This window comes from Hydrogenophaga sedimenti, assembly GCF_051857515.1.
Taxonomy (GTDB): Bacteria; Pseudomonadota; Gammaproteobacteria; order Burkholderiales; family Burkholderiaceae_C; genus Hydrogenophaga.
On record NZ_JBPZHA010000012.1, the window covers coordinates 124413 to 142640 of the forward strand.

At 67.4% G+C, this 18228-nt stretch carries 17 protein-coding genes; 9 read left to right on the forward strand and 8 right to left on the reverse strand.

The window, feature by feature from the left end:
• Positions 1-36 precede the first annotated feature (36 nt).
• The 4 genes from ACS5NL_RS18720 to ACS5NL_RS18735 all read right to left on the reverse strand — a co-directional run bounded on the left by ACS5NL_RS18720 (position 37) and on the right by ACS5NL_RS18735 (position 2646).
• A complete protein-coding gene (locus ACS5NL_RS18720; RefSeq protein WP_439355486.1) occupies positions 37-480 on the reverse strand; it encodes a hypothetical protein in 444 nt (147 codons plus the stop codon).
• 50 nt (positions 481-530) lie between these two features.
• Positions 531-959 (reverse strand): DUF2267 domain-containing protein, encoded by a 429-nt coding sequence (locus tag ACS5NL_RS18725; RefSeq protein WP_439355487.1) that lies wholly within the window; start codon positions 957-959, stop codon positions 531-533.
• 119 nt (positions 960-1078) lie between these two features.
• On the reverse strand, positions 1079-2173 hold the full coding sequence (locus ACS5NL_RS18730; RefSeq protein ID WP_439355489.1) for a serine hydrolase domain-containing protein: 1095 nt from the start codon (positions 2171-2173) through the stop codon (positions 1079-1081).
• A 62-nt stretch (positions 2174-2235) separates the two neighbouring features.
• Positions 2236-2646 carry a polyhydroxyalkanoate granule-associated phasin gene (locus ACS5NL_RS18735; protein ID WP_439355491.1) on the reverse strand — a complete coding sequence of 137 codons (411 nt, stop codon included), beginning with the start codon at positions 2644-2646 and terminating at the stop codon, positions 2236-2238.
• Between the two features lie 121 nt (positions 2647-2767).
• Here ACS5NL_RS18735 and ACS5NL_RS18740 point away from each other — a divergent pair, with 121 nt between their 5' ends.
• From ACS5NL_RS18740 to ACS5NL_RS18780, 9 genes are all read left to right on the forward strand, one after another.
• The gene (locus tag ACS5NL_RS18740; protein ID WP_439355493.1) at positions 2768-3382 is read left to right on the forward strand and encodes a DUF2239 family protein; all 615 of its coding nucleotides are present in this window, start codon (positions 2768-2770) and stop codon (positions 3380-3382) included.
• A gap of 26 nt (positions 3383-3408) precedes the next feature.
• Entirely contained in the window at positions 3409-4077 is a 669-nt protein-coding gene (locus ACS5NL_RS18745; protein ID WP_439355494.1) for a TetR/AcrR family transcriptional regulator, read from the forward strand.
• Complete coding sequence (locus ACS5NL_RS18750; protein WP_439355496.1) at positions 4074-5273, forward strand: efflux RND transporter periplasmic adaptor subunit; 1200 nt, start codon at positions 4074-4076, stop codon at positions 5271-5273. The genes ACS5NL_RS18745 and ACS5NL_RS18750 overlap by 4 nt, the downstream gene beginning before the upstream one ends.
• Before the next feature lie 10 nt (positions 5274-5283).
• Positions 5284-8436, forward strand: a complete 3153-nt coding sequence (locus tag ACS5NL_RS18755) for an efflux RND transporter permease subunit (protein ID WP_439355497.1) — start codon at positions 5284-5286, stop codon at positions 8434-8436.
• 43 nt (positions 8437-8479) lie between these two features.
• The gene (locus tag ACS5NL_RS18760) at positions 8480-9169 is read left to right on the forward strand and encodes a protein-L-isoaspartate O-methyltransferase family protein (RefSeq protein ID WP_439355498.1); all 690 of its coding nucleotides are present in this window, start codon (positions 8480-8482) and stop codon (positions 9167-9169) included.
• A 17-nt stretch (positions 9170-9186) separates the two neighbouring features.
• On the forward strand, positions 9187-9534 hold the full coding sequence (locus ACS5NL_RS18765) for a rhodanese-like domain-containing protein (protein WP_439355499.1): 348 nt from the start codon (positions 9187-9189) through the stop codon (positions 9532-9534).
• Positions 9535-9584: 50 nt separating this feature from the next.
• Positions 9585-10928 carry a TolC family outer membrane protein gene (locus ACS5NL_RS18770; protein WP_439355500.1) on the forward strand — a complete coding sequence of 448 codons (1344 nt, stop codon included), beginning with the start codon at positions 9585-9587 and terminating at the stop codon, positions 10926-10928.
• 77 nt (positions 10929-11005) lie between these two features.
• Positions 11006-11746: a glycosyltransferase gene (locus ACS5NL_RS18775; RefSeq protein ID WP_439355501.1), complete on the forward strand. Its 741-nt coding sequence runs from the start codon at positions 11006-11008 to the stop codon at positions 11744-11746.
• Between the two features lie 13 nt (positions 11747-11759).
• A complete protein-coding gene (locus ACS5NL_RS18780) occupies positions 11760-13757 on the forward strand; it encodes a 3-deoxy-D-manno-octulosonic acid kinase (protein WP_439355502.1) in 1998 nt (665 codons plus the stop codon).
• Here ACS5NL_RS18780 and ACS5NL_RS18785 read toward each other — a convergent pair.
• The 4 genes from ACS5NL_RS18785 to ACS5NL_RS18800 all read right to left on the reverse strand — a co-directional run bounded on the left by ACS5NL_RS18785 (position 13742) and on the right by ACS5NL_RS18800 (position 18153).
• Positions 13742-14998: an O-antigen ligase family protein gene (locus ACS5NL_RS18785; RefSeq protein ID WP_439355503.1), complete on the reverse strand. Its 1257-nt coding sequence runs from the start codon at positions 14996-14998 to the stop codon at positions 13742-13744. The two genes, ACS5NL_RS18780 and ACS5NL_RS18785, sit on opposite strands and share 16 nt — an antisense overlap.
• Before the next feature lie 67 nt (positions 14999-15065).
• Positions 15066-15866 (reverse strand): glycosyltransferase family 2 protein, encoded by an 801-nt coding sequence (locus ACS5NL_RS18790; protein ID WP_439355504.1) that lies wholly within the window; start codon positions 15864-15866, stop codon positions 15066-15068.
• Positions 15859-16761 (reverse strand): glycosyltransferase family 2 protein, encoded by a 903-nt coding sequence (locus ACS5NL_RS18795; protein ID WP_439355505.1) that lies wholly within the window; start codon positions 16759-16761, stop codon positions 15859-15861. The genes ACS5NL_RS18790 and ACS5NL_RS18795 overlap by 8 nt, the downstream gene beginning before the upstream one ends.
• A gap of 9 nt (positions 16762-16770) precedes the next feature.
• Positions 16771-18153: a phosphomannomutase/phosphoglucomutase gene (locus ACS5NL_RS18800; RefSeq protein WP_439355506.1), complete on the reverse strand. Its 1383-nt coding sequence runs from the start codon at positions 18151-18153 to the stop codon at positions 16771-16773.
• Positions 18154-18228: the final 75 nt, after the last annotated feature.

Below are 18228 nucleotides of genomic sequence, written 5' to 3' on the forward strand. Positions count from 1 at the left end.
ACAAAAGGGCTGCCGGTGGCAGCCCTTTTTCATGCGTCAGGGGCACGCGGTGAATGAAAAGGTCAGGGGATAGGTCAGGCCCTGCCGCGTCGGCACCGTCAACTGCATTTTCAACACATCTGCATCGACCCATCCGTCGAACAAGGTCGTTGCATTCGGCGAATCCGTCCTGAAGCGAAGCCTGTTGTTGTCCAGCTGAAAACTTGCTCCCTTGGCCCAGTGCGGCGCCTCCAGCGCCGGCTTGAACCACTCGCACACCTTCTCCTGCCTGGCAGGCGCAGAAACGTGTGTCAGAAACACGCGTCCGTCCGGCGCGAATCTCAGCAGGCTGACGTAGTCGTTTCCTTCGGAGTTCACTTGTGTTTCGCTGCGATAGATGCCTTCGGAGCGCAACCGCTCAGGCAGCGGATCTGCATGGACCGCGCCGATCGCCAACAGAACAGGCAGCAGCCGTTGAAATGGTTTCAGATTCATGGTCATGCAGAGACTACCAAGACGGAGGAATTGATCGTGCCAGACTGGCGAACAGATCACGTCGATCGGGACTGCCAGTACAGGCGTGCTTCAGGCGGCAGCTGAGCCAGTACCTTGTCGAAAGCTGCCACGTCCACATGCCGACGCAGTGCCGTCGCGACGCACTCGACCGCATCGGCCGGCGAGAAGTTGCGTTCGGTGCGGACCGCGAGCACGTCCTTCAGCCAGTCATCCGGTTCTCCAAACGCGACCGGTGCCTGATCGATGGACCAGTCTTCGATGAAAAGCGCGCGGATCACGGGCGGAAGCACCGCCGCGAAAGCCAGAGCCTGCGGCACGGTGAGGCGACGGCGAAACGCGTGCAGTACGCCGACCACCATGTTCCACGCCATGTTGGTGGTGGACAGTCCGGCACCGTCGCGGGCGTCGACCAGGAAGCGCTCGAACTGAAGCGTGGGGTTCTGATATTCGAAGGGCAGTGTCATGGCGGCGTTCAGAGAATCGAACAGTGCCGGACGGTGCAAGGACTCTTTGTGCCGCCGTTCTTGCACCAGCCGCCCAGCTCGCGGTACCGCAGGTTCCTGGCACACCGCATCGCGCCGCCCTACTTCTTCAGATACGCTTTCACCGCCCGCACCACGATGTCCGGATCGTCGCTGTCGGGGTCGCCGTTGGTCATGAAGACGACGGCAATGCCGAGCTTGGGGATGTACCAGGTGTCGGCGTTGAAGCCGGGCACCGAGCCGTTGTGGCCCCAGGCCTGGCCCCAGGGGGTGTCCATGACCTGGCAGCCCAGGCCGTATTCGCTGTCGGGCTCTTCGGCCTGCGGCGTGCACATGCGCGCGACCTGCGCCTTGGGCAGCAGCTTGCCGTCGCGGAACAGGGCGAACAGGAAGGCTTCGTAGTCGGCCGCGGTGGTGACGATGGGGCCGTCGCCGGTGATGGCGCTCCAGCCCGACGCGCTGATGTCGCGCAGGCGGCCTTCGTCGTCGTAGGCGTAGCCGTGGGCCAGTCCCTTTTCGGTCTTGCTGGCGCCGACGCTGGTGTGACTCATGCCGGCCAGGCCGAAGATGCGCTGCTGGAGCGCGCGCTCGAAGGGCTGGCGGTCGGTGCGTTCGATCAGTTCACCCAGCAGAACGTAGTTGGTGTTCGTGTATTCGTGTTGGCGACCGGGTTTGCCCTGCGGACGCTCACCGTAGGCAAACGCGAGCGACTCGGCGGCGCTGAAGCGTTTGTCGGGCTGGCGGCGGGCCTTGGCCTCGAATTCGTCGGTGTAGTACTCGGCCAGACCGGTGCGGTGCTTGAGCAGCTGGTCGAGCGTGACGCTCTGGATGTTGCGCAGTTTCGCGAGGCCGGGCACGTCCTTGAGGCGCGGCCAGACGGGTTCGTCGAGCTGCAGCTTGCCTTCCTTGACCAGCTGCAGCGCGGCGGTCGCGGTGGTGAGCTTGCCGGAGGACGCGATGTAGAACCGCGTGTCGGGCGTCATGTCTTCGCGCGGCTTGCGGCGCGCGACGCCGGAGGCGGCGATCTCGCGCCCTTCCGGCCCCGAGACCAGCAGCACGGCGCCGGGCAGGTCTTCCTTTTCGATGAAGCGGTCAAGAAAGGCCTGCAGCGGGCCGGCGTGGGCGGCGGGCGCGAGGGCCAGGGTCAGCAGGGCCGCGAGCGCGGTGGAGGCGAGGCGTCGAATGGTGGACTTCACGGTGGACTGAAAGTGAACAACGGGCTTCCCAGGCGGGTGCCATGGGTCTTGCGATCGGCCGCTCAGCGGCTCCCGCGCCGGTTCAGGCGCCGCGCATTGGAAGAGGCCTGGCGCTGGATCGGGCCGATGCCCTGGTCGAGCACGAACCAGCCGCCCTGCCCCGCGCGGTGGAACGCGTCGGCGTGCGTGCGCAGGCTCAGCCAGGGCGGCTGCAGCATGGCGCGCGAGAGCGAGGTCCAGTAGGTCTGCTGCACCTGCAACCCGGCCATCCACATGTTCATGCAGGACTGGGCGAAGGCCATCGGTTTCTCGACCACCATGCCGGTGAACTCCTGGCGGTCGCGCGCCGAGGGCATGGGGCCGGTGGTGGCCATGCGCGACACGCGGTGGGCGACCACCTGTGGCACGTCGTTCGACAGCTGCGCCAGCCGGGAGGCGACACGCGAGGCGCTGGAATGCGGACGTTTCTTCATGGGGGTCCAATGGTGGTTGAAGCCCATTGTTCCATGCGGTGGCTTTTGGCGTCGCCCACTTATTACCCGGGTAAAAATGAGGTAGAATTTTTACCCGGGTAATAAAGAAACCAAAATCACCATGTCCACCACCGCCAACCACCCCGCCTGGGTCGCCTTCGAACACCACCGCAACATCGCCGCCGGCCTGCCGGCGGCGGTGATCACCGCCGTCCAGCAGCGGCTGGCTGCCGAACCGAACGCGATGCCGGTGGTGCTCGACGCGGCGACCAGCGAACGAATCGAACTCGACTGGCGCGCGCCGCTGGAGCAGCTGCTCACTTTATTGCCAGCTCCCGCGCCGCAAACCGCCGAAAGCGAAAACGCCGACGAGGCGCCCCGCGGTCCGGGCCGTCCGAAGCTGGGCGTGACGGCGCGCGAAGTCACCCTGCTGCCGCGCCACTGGGAATGGCTCGCGCGCCAGCCCGGCGGCGCTTCGGTCGCGCTGCGCAAGCTGGTGCAGTCGGCGATGCGCGAAGGCAGCACGGCCGACGCGAGGCGGCGCGCCACCGACGCCGCCTACCGCTTCATGTCCATCGTCGGCGGCGACCTGCCGCACTACGAAGAGATCAGCCGGGCACTGTTCGCTGGCGAGCTGGCGCGGCTGCGGACACTGGTCGGCGGCTGGCCTGCCGATGTCTCGGCACACCTGCTGGCGCTGACCGCGCGGATTGACGCTGCACCGGCCGGGAACTAAGATACTGACCAGTCAGTCATTAGAAGATGAATTCCGCGCTCTCCCCCACCAAACGCGAACGCCGCAAGGAAGCCCGACCGGGCGAACTGCTGGAAGCCGCGCTCTCCCTGTTCGTTGAAAAAGGCTTCGCCGCCACCCGCGTCGAGGAAGTCGCCGCGCGCGCGGGTGTCTCCAAGGGCACGCTGTTCCTCTATTTCCCGAGCAAGGAAGAGCTGTTCAAGGCGGTGGTGCGCGAGACGCTGAGCGGGCGCTTCGGCGAATGGAACCAGGAGCTGGCCGCCTTCCAGGGCAACAGCACGGAGTTGCTGCAATACACGATGCGCTCCTGGTGGGAACGCATCGGCATGACCGCCGCTTCGGGCATCACCAAGCTGGTGATGAGCGAGGCCGGCACCTTCCCAGAAATCGCCAGCTTCTACCAGCACGAGGTGATCGACCCGGGCAAGGAACTGCTCAAGCGCGTCCTGCAGCGCGGCATCGACCGCGGCGAGTTCCGCGCCATGGACCTGGACACCGCGGTCTACAGCCTGATCGCGCCGATGATCTTCCTGCTGATGTGGAAACACTCGATGGCGCCCTGCTGCCCGCCCAGCGACCGCCTCGATCCCGTGGCCTTTCTCGAGACCCAGGTCGACCTGCTGCTCGGCGGCATGTTGGTCCGGCCCCAGAACAACCCCGACAAGACTGCCCCATGAACGCTCCCTCTTCCCGTTCCGGCTGGATCAAGTGGCTGCTGCTGGCCCTGCTGGTGATTGCGATCGCTCTGGGTGTGGCCCGCGCGCTGGGCAAGCGCAAGGCGGCCAGCGAAGCGGCCACGGCCGCCGCCGCCGAAGCGCAGAAGTCCCCGGTCTACCAGTTGCCGCCGCAGGACGTGGCAACCGTGCAGGCGCTGGATCTGGCGCAGTCGGTCGGCGTCTCGGGCTCGCTCAAGGCGCTGCAGACCGCGGCCATCAAGGCCAAGGTGGCCGGCGAGGTGCAAGGCATCACCAAGCGCGAAGGCGACAGCGTCAGGGAAGGTGAAGTGCTCGCGCGCATCGACAGCACCGAAGCACAGGCCCGCGTGCGCCAGGCCGAACAGCAGGCCAAGTCGGCGCAGGCGCAGGTGGCGATCGCCAAGCGCGCGCAGGACAACAACCAGTCGCTGGTGCAGCAGGGCTTCATCTCCGCCACCGCACTGGAAACCTCGTCGAACAACCTGGCCGCCGCCGAAGCCAATCACCAGGCCGCGATCGCCGCCCTGGACATTGCGCGCAAGGCGCTGGGCGACACCACGCTGCGCTCGCCACTCTCGGGCCAGGTGTCGGCCCGGCTGGTGCAGAACGGTGAACGCGTCGGCGTCGACGCCCGCATTCTGGAAGTCGTGGAACTCAGCAGCTTCGAGCTGGAAGCGGCGCTGGCTCCGGCCGACGCCGCCAGCGTGGCGGTCGGCCAGAAGGCCCGCCTCAGCGTCGAGGGGCTGGACAAGCCGGTCGAAGCGACCGTGGCGCGCATCAACCCCAGCGTGCAGGCCGGCAGCCGCAGCGTGCTGGTCTATCTGCGCCTGCCCGCCGCCGCCGGCATGCGCCAGGGCCTGTTCGCGCAAGGCGAGATCGTGACCGGCAAGCTGAACGCCCCGGCCGTGCCGCTCTCGGCGGTGCGCAACGACAAGCCGCAGCCCTACATCCAGGTGATCCAGGGCGGCAAGATCGCGCATGTGCCGGTGACCCTGGGCCGCCAGGGCCTGCTGGGCGACGAGCCGATGCTGGTGCTCGACGGCGTGGCCGCCGCGCCGGTCGGCACCCAGTTGCTGCGCGTGCAGGTGGGCCTGATCCGCGAAGGCACGGAGGTGAAGCTGGCGGCGCCCGCGGCCCCATCGACCGCAGCGGCCCCGGCCAAGGCCACCTCGAACTGAGCGCCGCGCCATGTGGTTCACCCGCGTTTCGCTGCGCAACCCGGTCTTCGCGACCATGATCATGCTGGCGCTGCTGGTGCTGGGGCTGTTCGCTTTCCAGCGCCTGAAGGTCGACCAGTTTCCCAACATCGACTTCCCGGTGGTCGTGATCACGACCGAGTACCCGGGAGCCTCGCCCGAGATCGTCGAATCCGAGGTCACCAAGAAGGTCGAGGAAGCGGTCAACGCCATCGCCGGCGTCAACGCCCTGACCTCGCGCAGTTACGAAGGGCAGTCGGTCGTCATCATCGAGTTCCAGTTGCACATCGACGGCCGCAAGGCGGCGGACGACGTGCGCGAGAAGATCGCCATCCTCAAACCCAGCTTCCGCACCGACGTGAAGGAGCCGCGGGTGCTGCGCTTCGACCCGTCCAGCCGCGCGATCTGGTCGGTCGCGGTGCTGCCGGATGCGGCGGCCCAGAAGCAGCCTTCCGCCGTGGAGCTGACGACCTGGGCCGAACAGACGCTCAAGAAGCGGCTGGAGAACGTGCGCGGCGTGGGCTCGGTGACGCTGGTCGGTGGCGCCAAGCGCGCGGTCAACATCTACCTCGATCCGTCGGCAATGGAGGCGCTGGGCGTCACTGCCGACCAGGTCGCGACCGCCGTGCGCAACGAGAACCAGGATCTGCCGGTCGGCACGCTCAAGACCAGCGAACGCGACCGCGTGGTGCAGGTGCTTTCGCGCCTGAAGAACCCGAAAGACTTTGAAGACATCATCGTCGCGCGCCGCGGCGGCAGCCCGGTGCGGCTGTCGCAGGTCGCCAAGGTCAGCGACAGCACACAGGAGGTCGAGAGCCTGGCGCTCTACAACGGCCAGCGCACCCTGCTCCTGCAAGTGCAGAAGGCGCAGGACGAGAACACCATCGCGGTGACCGACGGACTGAAGGCCGCGGTCGAAGCGCTCAAGGCCGAACTGCCGCCGGGCGTGAAACTCGAACCGATCGCCGACGGCTCGCGGCCGATCCGCGTCTCGGTGGAAAACGTGCGCCGCACCCTGATCGAGGGCGCGCTGCTGACCGTGCTGATCGTCTTCCTGTTCCTGAACTCGTGGCGCTCGACGGTCATCACCGGCCTGACGCTGCCGATCTCGGTGATCGGCACCTTCTTCTTCATGAACCTGCTCGGGTTCACGATCAACATGATCACGCTGATGGCGCTGACGCTCTCGGTCGGCCTGCTGATCGACGACGCCATCGTGGTGCGCGAGAACATCGTGCGCCACGTGCAGATGGGCAAGCGCCCGTTCGACGCCGCGATGGACGGCACGGCCGAAATCGGTCTGGCGGTGCTGGCGACCACGCTGTCCATCGTCGCGGTGTTCCTGCCGATCGGCTTCATGGGCGGCATCATCGGCAAGTTCTTCCACGAGTTCGGCATCACCATGGTGGCCTCGGTGCTGATCTCGATGTTCGTGAGCTTCACGCTCGACCCGATGCTGTCCTCGGTGTGGCACGACCCGGAGATCGCCAAACACGGCCAGCACCTGGCGCCGGTCAGCCTCTACGACAAGACCATCGGTCGCATCACCGGCTGGTTCGACCACCTCCAGGATCTCGCGGCCGACACCTACCAGGGCGCGCTGCGCTGGTCGCTCTCGCACAAGCTGGCGACCATGGGACTGGCGATCGCGGTGTTCGCCGGCAGCATCGTGATGATGCCGCTGCTGGGCACCGAGTTCGTGCCCAAGGCCGACTTCTCCGAAACCTCGCTGTCGTTCTACACCCCGGTCGGTTCCTCGCTGCAGGCCACCGAAGCCAAGACCAAGCAGGTCGAGGCCATCCTGCGCGAGTTCCCCGAGGTCAAGTACACGCTGTCCACCATCAACACCGGCAATGCGCAGGGCACCATGTACGCCAGCGTCTATGTGCGTCTGGTGGACCGGAATCTGCGCACACTCAACGCCGAGGCCATGGCGGCCAAGCTGCGCGAACGGCTGCGCACCGTGCCCGGCGTCACTGTCACGCACGCCGGCCTGCTCGACCCGGTGGGCGGCAACAAGCAGATCGAGTTCTCGCTGCAGGGCGACGACCTGGCCGAGCTCGAACGCCTGACGGAACAGGTCAAGGAGCGCATCCGCCCCATCGTCGGACTGGTCGATCTGGACGCCAGCGTCAAGCCCAACAAGCCGACCGTGGACATCGTGATGCGGCGCGAGATCGCCTCCGACGCGGGGCTGGGCAGCGCAGCGGTCGCCAGCAGTCTGCGCACCCTGGTCGCCGGCCAGACCGTGGGCAACTGGCGCGCGGCCGACGGCGAGAGCTACGACGTGAATGTGCGGCTGGCGCCCGAGCAGCGCGCCCGCACCAGCGACCTGGAACAGATGCCTTTCGTGATCGGCACCGCCGCCGACGGCACGGCCCGCGTGGTGCGCCTGGGTCAGATCGCACAGGTGGTCGACTCGACCGGCCCGAACCAGATCAACCGCCGCAACCTCAACCGCGAGGTCGCGATCAGCGCCAACGCCTATGGCCGCTCGGCCGGCGAGGTCTCGGCCGAAATCCGCAAGGTGCTCGACACCATGAGCTTCCCGCCCGGCTACCGCTACGAGTTCGGCGGCTCGACCAAGAACATGCAGGAGTCGTTCGCCTACGCGGTCTCTGCGCTGGCGCTGGCGATCATCTTCATCTACATGATCCTGGCCAGCCAGTTCCAGAGCTTCCTGCAGCCGCTGGCGCTGATGACCTCGCTGCCGCTGACGCTGATCGGCGTGGTGCTGGCGCTGCTGATGTTCGGCTCGACCATGAGCATGTTCTCGGTCATCGGCATCGTGCTGCTGATGGGCCTGGTGACCAAGAACGCCATCCTGCTGGTCGATTTCGCGATCCGCGCACGGCACGGCATGGACGGCGCCGCGCCGCTGGGTCGCGAAGACGCCCTGCTGCTGGCCGCCAAGGTGCGGCTGCGCCCGATCCTGATGACCACGCTGGCCATGGTGTTCGGCATGGTGCCGCTCGCGTTCGCGCTGACCGAAGGCTCGGAACAGCGCGCGCCGATGGGCCAGGCCGTGATCGGCGGCGTCATCACTTCTTCCATCCTCACCCTGGTCGTGGTGCCGGTCGTCTATTGCTACATGGACGACCTGGCCAGTTGGGTGCGGCGGCTGGGCTTTGCCCCCGCTCGGTAAAATCGAACCAGATCGGCTAACATACCCACCGGAGTATCCAGAAATGACTTCTTCCACCGCCATGAGCTTCGACCGCGCCCGTTTCAACATGATCGAGCAGCAGATCCGCCCCTGGGACGTGCTCGATTCCGCCGTGCTGGAGCTGCTGGACCGCGTCAAGCGCGAGCAGTTCGTGCCCGCCGCCCACCAGGCGCTGGCCTATGTCGACATGGAACTGCCCCTGGGCAGCGGCGCCGACCAGGTCATGCTGGCCCCGCGCGTGCAGGCCCGCATGGTGCAGGACCTGACCCTCAAGCCGACCGACAAGGTGCTGGAAATCGGCACCGGCAGCGGCTACACCACCGCCCTGCTGGCCAGCCTGTCCCAGCGCGTGGTCTCGCTGGAAATCGACGAACCCATCGCCCGCGCCGCGCGCCAGAACCTGCAGCAGGCCGGCATCACCAACGCCGATGTGCGCGTGGCCGACGCGGCCGCCAACAGTTTCGCCGCCTGCGCCGCCGAAGGCCCCTGGGACGCGATCCTGTTCTCCGGCTCGATCGCCGAAGTGCCGGCCGGCCTGCTGGCCCTGCTGGCCCCGGGCGGTCGCCTGATCACGGTCGTCGGCCAGGAACCCATGATGCGCGCCACCCTGGTCACCCGCACCGGCGACGCGCAATACACCACCACCCAGCCCTGGGACACCATCGTCCCGCGCCTGCGCAACTTCAGCGAACCTTCGCGCTTCGCCTTCTGACCTTCCGGGATTCCGCCATGCAAGCCATCCAGCCCGCGCAACTCGATACCTGGCTCCAGCAAGCCGCCGCAGAGGCGCCCGGCGTGGTGCCGGTCGTGCTCGATGTGCGCGAGCCCTGGGAGATGCAGACCGCCTCGGTCCGGGCCGACGGCTTCGAGCTGGTGGCCATGCCGATGCGCAGCGTGCCGGCGCGTTACCTGGAGCTGGAGCGCGACCGCCCGATCGCCTGCCTGTGCCACCACGGCGCGCGCAGCGCCCAGGTGGCGCACTTCCTGATGCAGAACGGCTTCAGCGCCGTCGTCAACATCACCGGCGGCATCCACGCCTGGTCCCAGCAACGCGACCCGGGTGTCCCGGTCTACTGAAGACCGCGTCCGCCCGAACTCGCCGCGCCACCGATTTCCAAGGAAAGTCCATGAACGTCCTGCCCTCCGTTTCCCGCTTCCCCGCCCTGAGCCGTCTGTCGCTGGCGGTGGCCCTCGTGGTCGGCGCATCGGGTGCGCAGGCACAGAGCCTGGTGGAGCTGTACGACGCCGCCAAGGGCTACGACACCACGCTGCAGGCGGCGCGCGCGCAATACGACGCCAACTTGGCCAAGGCCGAGCAGGCCCGCGCCGGGCTGCGACCACAGGCTGGTCTGGCCGCCGGAGCCAATGCGGTCAACAGCCGCAACGACGTCACCGACACCTCGCGCGCCACGCACTCGCAAAACGTCACCCTCTCGGCCAGCCAGCCGCTGTACCGCCCGGCCAACAAGATCAGTGATGAACAGGGCCAGCTCTCGATCGAGATCGCCCGTGCGCAGCTGGAAGCGGCCGAGCAGGACCTGATGGTGCGCGCGGCGCAGGCGTACTTCGATGTGCTGGCCGCGCAGGACACCCTGACCGTCGTGCAGGCACAGAAGACCGCCGTGTCCGAACAGCTGGCCTCGGCCAAGCGCAACTTCGAGGTCGGCACCTCGACCGTCACCGATTCGCGCGAAGCCCAGGCCAGGTACGACCTGGTGATCGCACAGGAGATCGCCGCCAGCAACGACCTGCGGGTCAAGAAGCTGGCGCTGGACCAGCTGGTCGGCCGCACCGGCGCCAGCCCGAAACCGCTGGCGGCGCCGGTGGTGCTGCCCGATGTGCGCCCCACCGATGTGGATGCCTGGGTGAGCGAGGCACAGAAGCAGCACCCGCTGGTGCGTCAGGCCCAGACGGCACTCGACATCGCCGAACTCGAAACCCGCAAGGCCCAGGCCGGCCACAAGCCCACGCTGGACCTGGTCGGGCAGTACCAGGTCGCGCGCGGACCCAGTTCGAATTTCCCGACGGTGCCTAACGTGCGCACCAACGTGGCCTCGATCGGCCTGCAGTTCAATCTGCCGCTCTACGCGGGCAGTGCGATCGAGAACCGCGTGAAGGAAACGGTGGCGCTGGCCGAAAAGGCCCGTGCCGACCGCGAGACCGCCCAGCGCAACATCGCCCAGGCGGTGCGCAGCGCCTATTACGGCGTGATTTCCGGCGCCGGCCAGGTCAAGGCGCTGGAGGCGGCCGAAGCCTCGAGCCAGAGCGCGCTGGACGCCAACAAGCTGGGCTACCAGGTTGGGGTGCGCATCAACATCGACGTGCTCAATGCCCAGAGCCAGCTGTTCCAGACCAAGCGCGATCTGGCGGTGGCGCGCTACAACGTGCTGGTCGGCCAGCTGCGCCTGAAACAGGCCGGCGGCGTGCTCAAGGCCGAAGACCTGCAACCGGTCAACGCCCTGCTGAAGTAAGTCCCGCTGGGATAAACTGCCGGGCTGCCGCCGAGGACATACCGTCCTTGGTGGCCAGACAGAGCCAAAGGTGATTCATGCAAGCGGTCAATGTGCTGTGCATCAAATGGGGCAAGAAATATGGCCCCGAGTACGTCAACAAGCTGCACAGCATGGTCCGCCGCCACCTGCACCGGCCGTTCCGCTTTGTCTGCCTGACCGACGACGGCGCCGGCATCGATCCGGCCATTGAAGTCAAACCGATCCCCATGGTCGGCTTCGACGAATTCGACCAGCGCAAACCCTGGACCTTTGGCCATGGCTGGCTCAAGCTGACCTCGTTCGCGAACCCGCTGTACGACCTGCAGGGCCGCACCCTGTTCCTGGACCTGGACATCGTCATCCTCGACAGCCTGGACCCGTTCTTCGACCAGAAGGGCGAATTCACCGTGATCAAGGAGTGGGACAAGAAGGACGGCACGGGCAACACCTCGTGTTACCTCTACACCATCGGTGCCCACGCCGACGCGCTCGAACACCTCAAGAACGACTACCCCGCCTCGATCGCGCCGGTGCGCAACGAGCAGGAGTTCATCACCCTCTACCTGGCGCGCCAGGGCAAGCTCAGCTACTGGCCCGAAGAGTGGTGCCGCAGCTTCAAGCGCCACTGCCTGCAGCCCGGCATCATGGGCTGGTTCAAGCCGCCCACCATCCCCAAGGGCGCCCGCCTCATCGCCTTCCACGGCAAGCCCAATCCGCCCGACGCGATTGCCGGCGAGAGCGGCAAGTGGTACCGCCGGGTGCTGCCGACCCAGTGGGTCGCCGACCACTGGCGCTGAGCGGGGACCGGTTTTGGCCCTGAAGGACACCAGCCTCGCACAACGGGGCTACCGCCTGCTGTTGCGCGGCATGACGCTGCCCCTGCTGGGCTGGCTCTGGCTGCGCGGCGGCAAGGACGCCGGCTACCGCGAACGCATGCGCGAACGGCTGGGCTTCATCGCCACCGAACCGGCCAGCCTGGGCGGTCTGTGGATCCATGCGGCGTCGGTCGGCGAGGTGCAGGCCGCGCGGCCACTGATCTCCGCCCTGCTCGCGCAATGGCCCGCCCATGCGATCACCGTGAGCACGCAGTCGCCCACCGGTGCGCGCACGCTGCGCGCGCTCTGGGGCGACCAGATCCGCCACGTCTTCGCGCCCATCGATACCCCCGGCGCCACCCGCCGCTTCCTGGACCGGCTGCAGCCTTCGATGCTGGTGCTGATCGAACGCGAGATCTGGCCGGAAATGCTGTGGCAGTGCCACGACCGCGCCATTCCGGTGGCGCTGGTGAATGCACGCCTGTCGGCCGATTCGGCCCAGTTCTACCAGCGCTGGAAAGCGCTGATGGCGCCGGTCTGGCAGCAACTCTCGGTGGTGGCCGCGGCCGACGCACCCAGCATCGAACACTATGCCGCGCTGGGTGTGCCTGCCGACCGGCTGGTGCTGACCGGCAACCTCAAGTTCGACCAGGGCGATGCGGCCCTGCGCGACCATCTGCCATGGCTGGAAGGCCGGCCGATCGTGGTCGCCGGCAGCACGCACGAGGGCGAAGAGGCCGCGCTGCTGGCGTCCTGGCCCGAGTTTGCGCGGCAGCACCCGGGTGCGCTGCTGATCCTGGTGCCCCGCCATCCGGAGCGCTTCGATCACGTGGCCGAGCAGGTCACGGCCAGCGGCCTGCATTTCGTGCGGCGCAGCCGCGGCGAGACGCCGGCGGCCGACACGCAGGTGTTGCTGGCCGACACCATGGGCGAGTTGACGCTCTGGTACCAGCACGCCAGCGTGTGCTTCATCGGCGGCAGCCTGATCCACATCGGTGGTCACAACGCCCTCGAAGCCATGGCCTGCGGCAAACCGGTGCTGTTCGGCCCGCACACCCACCATTTCCAGGAGCTGTACCAGGACGTCGAGACCTGCGGTGCCGGCGAACGCATCGACTCGGCCCGCCTGCTGCTGCGCAAGGCCTCGCAATGGATCCGCGACAAGGCCCTGTTGCAGCGCATGGGACAGCAGGCGCGCGATTTCGTGCTGCGCCAGCAGGGCAGCAGCGAGCGCAGCGTGCAGGCCCTGCAAACCGTCTGGGCGCCGATGCTGCCCGCGCAACTCGCGCCGGTGAAGGTGCAACGACAAGGCTCGACCACCGTGTGGTTCGACCCGCAGCAACTGCCGTCGGTGGACGACACGGTGTTCGCTGCGCCGTCTGGCGATGAGCGCGCCCTGGCGACCGGCAGCGGACGTGGTCAGGCGCACCGCATCGCCCTGCGGGATGGCGAAGGCGTGTTGCGCCACTACCGGCGCGGCGGCCTGATGGCCCGGCTCAGCCCCGACCGCTACCGCGCCGTGGCGCCGGCCAGGAGCCGTGCCATGGCGGAATACACCCTGCTGCGCCGCCTGCGGACCTGGGACCTGCCGGTGCCCGCTCCGGTGGCCGCCAGGCAGGTCTGCCGCGGGCTGGGCTACACCGCCGACATCGTGGTGGCCATGATCCCCGGCACCCGCAACGTGGCGCAATGCTTGTCGGACGCGCCGCTGGCATCCGGGGCCTGGCGTGCCCTGGGCGCGGCCATCCGCCGTCTGCACGACCGGCAGGTGTTCCATTCCGACCTGAACTGCCACAACCTGCTGCTGGACCAGGAAGGTCGTGCCTGGATCGTCGATTTCGACAAATGCGCCGTGCGCAGCGGCCAGGCCTGGAAGTCACAGAACCTGGAACGCCTGCTGCGCTCGCTGCGCAAGGAACAGGGCCGCCGTTCCCCGTTCCACTGGCAAGAGGAACGCTGGCCCGATCTGCTGCAGGGTTACGCCGGCACCTGAGCGGGTGTCGCCGCCTGCGCCGGCGCGTGCCTGCCGCGGCAGGAGGATGCCATCAGCAGCGCCGTCATCAGGATGAAGAACTGGCTCTCGGTCGAGAGCCACAGCGAGCTGTGCGTCATGTTCGACGTGAACATGATCGCCACGAAGGCCAGCATCAGCGCGCGGTGGCTGGACTGGAACCGCAGGCCCTGGCGCACGATGGCCAGCATGAACCACAGGATCAGGATCAGGCCCGGCACCCCCTGCTCGAAGTAGAACAGCAGGAACTGGTTGTGCGGGTGCGGACAGATCGCGGCACAGAACTCCGGATCCTTGAAGTAGGACCGCGCGATCACCGGGTAGGAGCCGGTGCCGGCCCCCATCAGCTTGGCGTTGTGCGTGTGTTTGGCCATGAAGCGCCAGACCTCGATGCGGGCGCCGACCGAGGTCACCGTGCCGGCACTGTGGTTCTGGGCTTCTTCCCAGGCCAGGTTGGTGCGGTACTGGAACTGGGGCGAGAGCAGGTAGGCCGAGACCAGTGCCGCAGCGCCGACCGCGACCACCCCGACCAGCATCTTCGGACGCCGCCACAGCAGGGTCAGCGCGAAGACCACCAGCGACAGGAGCAGGCCCAGATAGCCGGTGCGGCTCTGCGTCAGCAGCAGGACACTGGCGGCGCCCAGGCCGGCCACCAGCCAGAACAGGATGGACATCCAGCGCGAGCGCGCCTTGATCGCCCAGTGCATGCACAGGGACACGAACAGCGACATCATGATGCCCTGCGAGATGTGGTCCTTGAACACCGTGTGGTCGGCCCCGAACCCCTGGTTGAAGGTGCGCGACCAGGGCAGCTGGAACCAGACGTTGAGCCAGGTCGACACCAGCGTGAACAGCATCGCCAGGCCGAAGGCGGTCCAGCAGTACCCGCGCTCCTCGCGCCGCGACAGCAGGTAGATGAAGGCCGGCAGGATCAGGAACTTCACGTCCTTCTTGTAGTAGCCGCCAATCTCCTCCCAGCTGGCCGGTGACCAGAACGATGCCAGCACGATCAGCAGCACCAGCGCCAGCGCGGGCCGCACCACCGGGTTGGACCAGGAGCGGCTGAAGAAATCGCGCCAGCCGGGACCGTCGAGGCTGAGCGCCCCGAACACCACGGCCAGCAGCATCAGGCTGTTGGCCAGCGCAACCGAGATCGGAAATGCGCCGAACAGCAGCACCACGCTGCAGACGGCGGCCCTGCGGGCAAATGAACGGAAACTCATTGCTGCCTTGTCTTGTGTATCGATGACCGGGTCAGTTCCCGGTTCATGTTCGTCCATCCCGTGTGACTCATCGCTTGACCAGGGTGTCGCCAGCCACCGGCTGGTCGTAACGGAGGATCGCGTAGCGGAAGAAGCACTCCAGCGCCACCAGCAGGCAGAACAGGAAGCCCTCCGCACCGCACAGGAATCCGCGGCGGAACAGGTACAGGCGCACGAAATTGCTGGTCGCCGAGGCCAGCCCCCGCAGCACACCGCCGCGGTGGCCACCCTGCGCGCGGCGCACCGCGCCGAGCTGCGCGTACTGCGCCATCTTCAGCAGACCGCCATAGACCGTCTCGCGCGAGTGATGCAGCAGGCGGTGGCGGAAGTTGCGCACCGGCGTGGCCGGATCCCGCAGCACCGCGTGCTCGTGCACCACGCCTTCGTAGCGCAGCAACTGGTCGGTGCGGAACAGGCGCCACACCCCTCCCTCGGTCTTGGCCATGCGGTGCAGTGTGCGACCAAACGCCACCTGGTCCCAGTAAATCCTCCACACCGCGTGCTCTCCGGAAGCCACCGCTGCGCGAATCTCGGACGCCAGCGCTTCGGGAATCACCTCGTCGGCGTCCAGGAAGAACACGTAGTCGGCGTCGACCTTCGAGATCAGGCGGTTGCGCTGCTCGGCAAACCCCTGCCAGTCGGGGCACACATGCACCTGCGCCCCCATCTCGCGGGCAATGTCGCAGGTCTGGTCCCCGCTGCCACCGTCGATCACCACCACCTGGTCGGCAAAGGCGGCGCTGCGGATGCAGCGCGCGATCCGGTGCGCTTCGTTCAGGGTCAGGATGCCGATGCACAGGGTCGGCTTGCCGTTGCGGATGTCAGCCACGTGCCCTCCAGCTCAGCAACCCCTGCCATCGACCCGCCATGCGGGCCAGCAGCTTGGGGGAAAAAACAATGGCACGCAGGGGCAGGCCCAGCGTGGTCAGCAGCAGCAGCCAGCGGCGCAGACGGTGGGCCTCTTCCCTGGAGCGGTACTTCTGCGCAAACAGCAGCTTGGACTGGGCGTGGTGGAAACCCCGGGCGAACTCGTGCCGCCACGGCGAGGCACCCCGCACCGATCCGCGGGAATGGTGGACCGCCTGCACCGAAGGCTCCAGCACGATGTTCTGCCGCGCCTCGAACAGCCGCAGGCAAAGGTCGTCGTCCTCGTAGTACAGGAAGAACTGTTCGTCGAAAAAGCCCACCTCGCGGAAGGACGCCATGCGAAACAGCATCGCCGCGCCACAGACGAAGCCAACGCAGACCGGCCCGGTGGCGGCCGGGCCGCGCGGCGCCCAGTAGGTCTGTGGCCAGCGGTAGTTGATCTCGGGCCTGCCCGAGGGCCCGACCAGCTGCGGTGCGATGAGGGCAGCCTGTGGCATCTCGCCAGCCAGGGTCAGCAGGCGCTCCAGCCCGGCACGCTCCATCACGCAATCCGGGTTGAGCAGAAAGGCGAACGGCGTCTGCACCCGGGCCAGTGCCCGGTTGTTGGCCGCACCGAAACCGAGGTTGCGGCCGTGTTCGAGCACGATCGCCTGCGGCCACAGGCGGCGCGCACTGGCCGCGGTGCCGTCTGCACTGCCGTTGTCCGACACGATGACATTCGGGCACTGCGACAGCAGGGAATGGAGCCCCGCCAGGCAATGCGCGCTCTCGCGGGTGACCACGATGACCGTGACGGCATCGAGCACGCCCCCGGCCAGACGCGCCGGATCCAGTGTCGGTGGTGTCTCTGTCCGCAAGCCGGAACCTCAGTGCGCGCTGGCGCCCACGACGGCGTCGGGCTTGGCCTGCCGCAGCAGATCGAGCATGGTGTGTTCGATGCGGTGCAGGGCCTCGGCCGTGTGCCCCTCGAAGCGCAGCACCAGCACCGGCGTGGTGTTCGAGGCGCGGATCAGGCCGAAACCGTCCGGCCAGTCCACACGCAGGCCGTCGATGGTCGAGATGCTGGCAGGCGCCTCGAAGCGGGCCTGTGTCACCAGCTTGTCCACCACCGCATGCGGTTCGCCTTCGGCGCAGGCCACGTTCAGCTCGGGCGTGCTGTGGCTGGTCGGCAGGGCGTTGAGCACCGCGTTGGCATCGGGGCTGCGGCTGAGGATTTCCAGCAGGCGCGCGCCGGCGTAGGTGCCGTCGTCGAAACCGAACCAGCGCTCCTTGAAGAAGATGTGACCGCTCATCTCGCCACCCAGCGGGCTGTCGAGTTCCTTCATGCGCGCCTTGATCAGCGAATGGCCGGTCTTGTAGATGTGGGCCACGCCGCCGGCCGCCTCGATCGCGGGCGCCAGGCGCTGCGAGCACTTGACGTCGAAGATGATTTTTCCGCCCGGCACGCGCGAGAGCACGTCCTGCGAGAACAGGATCATCTGGCGGTCGGGGAAGATGGTCTGGCCGTCCTTGGTGACGATGCCCAGCCGGTCGCCGTCGCCGTCAAAGGCCATGCCCAGTTCGGCGTCGGTCTCGCGCAGCGTGCGGATCAGGTCCTGCAGGTTCTCTGGCTTGCTCGGGTCCGGGTGGTGGTTCGGGAAGTTGCCATCGACTTCGCTGAACAGTTCGATCACCTCGCAGCCCAGCGCGCGGAACAGCGCCGGCGCCGAGGCGCCGGCCACGCCGTTGCCGCAGTCGACCACCACCTTCATCGGACGCGCGAGCTTCACGTCGCCGACGATGCGGTCGGTGTACGGCGCCAGCACATTGACGTGGCGCACCTTGCCGCCGTCCTGGCGCACATGGGTCTCCGCCTCCATCATCCGGCGCAGCGCCTGGATGTCGTCGCCGTAGATCGCACGGCCGCCCATGACCATCTTGAAGCCGTTGTAGTCCTTGGGGTTGTGGGAGCCGGTGACCTGGATGCCACTGCTGCACAGCGTCGCGGCGGCGAAGTACAGCATGGGGGTGGTGGCCACGCCGATGTCGATCACGTCGACGCCGGACGCGACCAGACCACGGATCAGGGCCGCCGAAAGCGCCGGACCGCTCAGGCGCCCGTCCCGGCCGACCGCCACGGTGCGTTCGCCCTGCTGCAGGGCCACGGTGCCGAACGCCAGACCGAGCGCCTCGGCCACCACTTCGTTGAGCGCACCGGGGACGATGCCACGGATGTCATAGGCCTTGAAAATGGACGCGGTCAGCTGCATGGAGGAACCCGAAGTGGCAAACCTTGAATTGTAGGTGGCCGGCCGCCGGTTACCGGGCAGGCACATGTCCGGAAA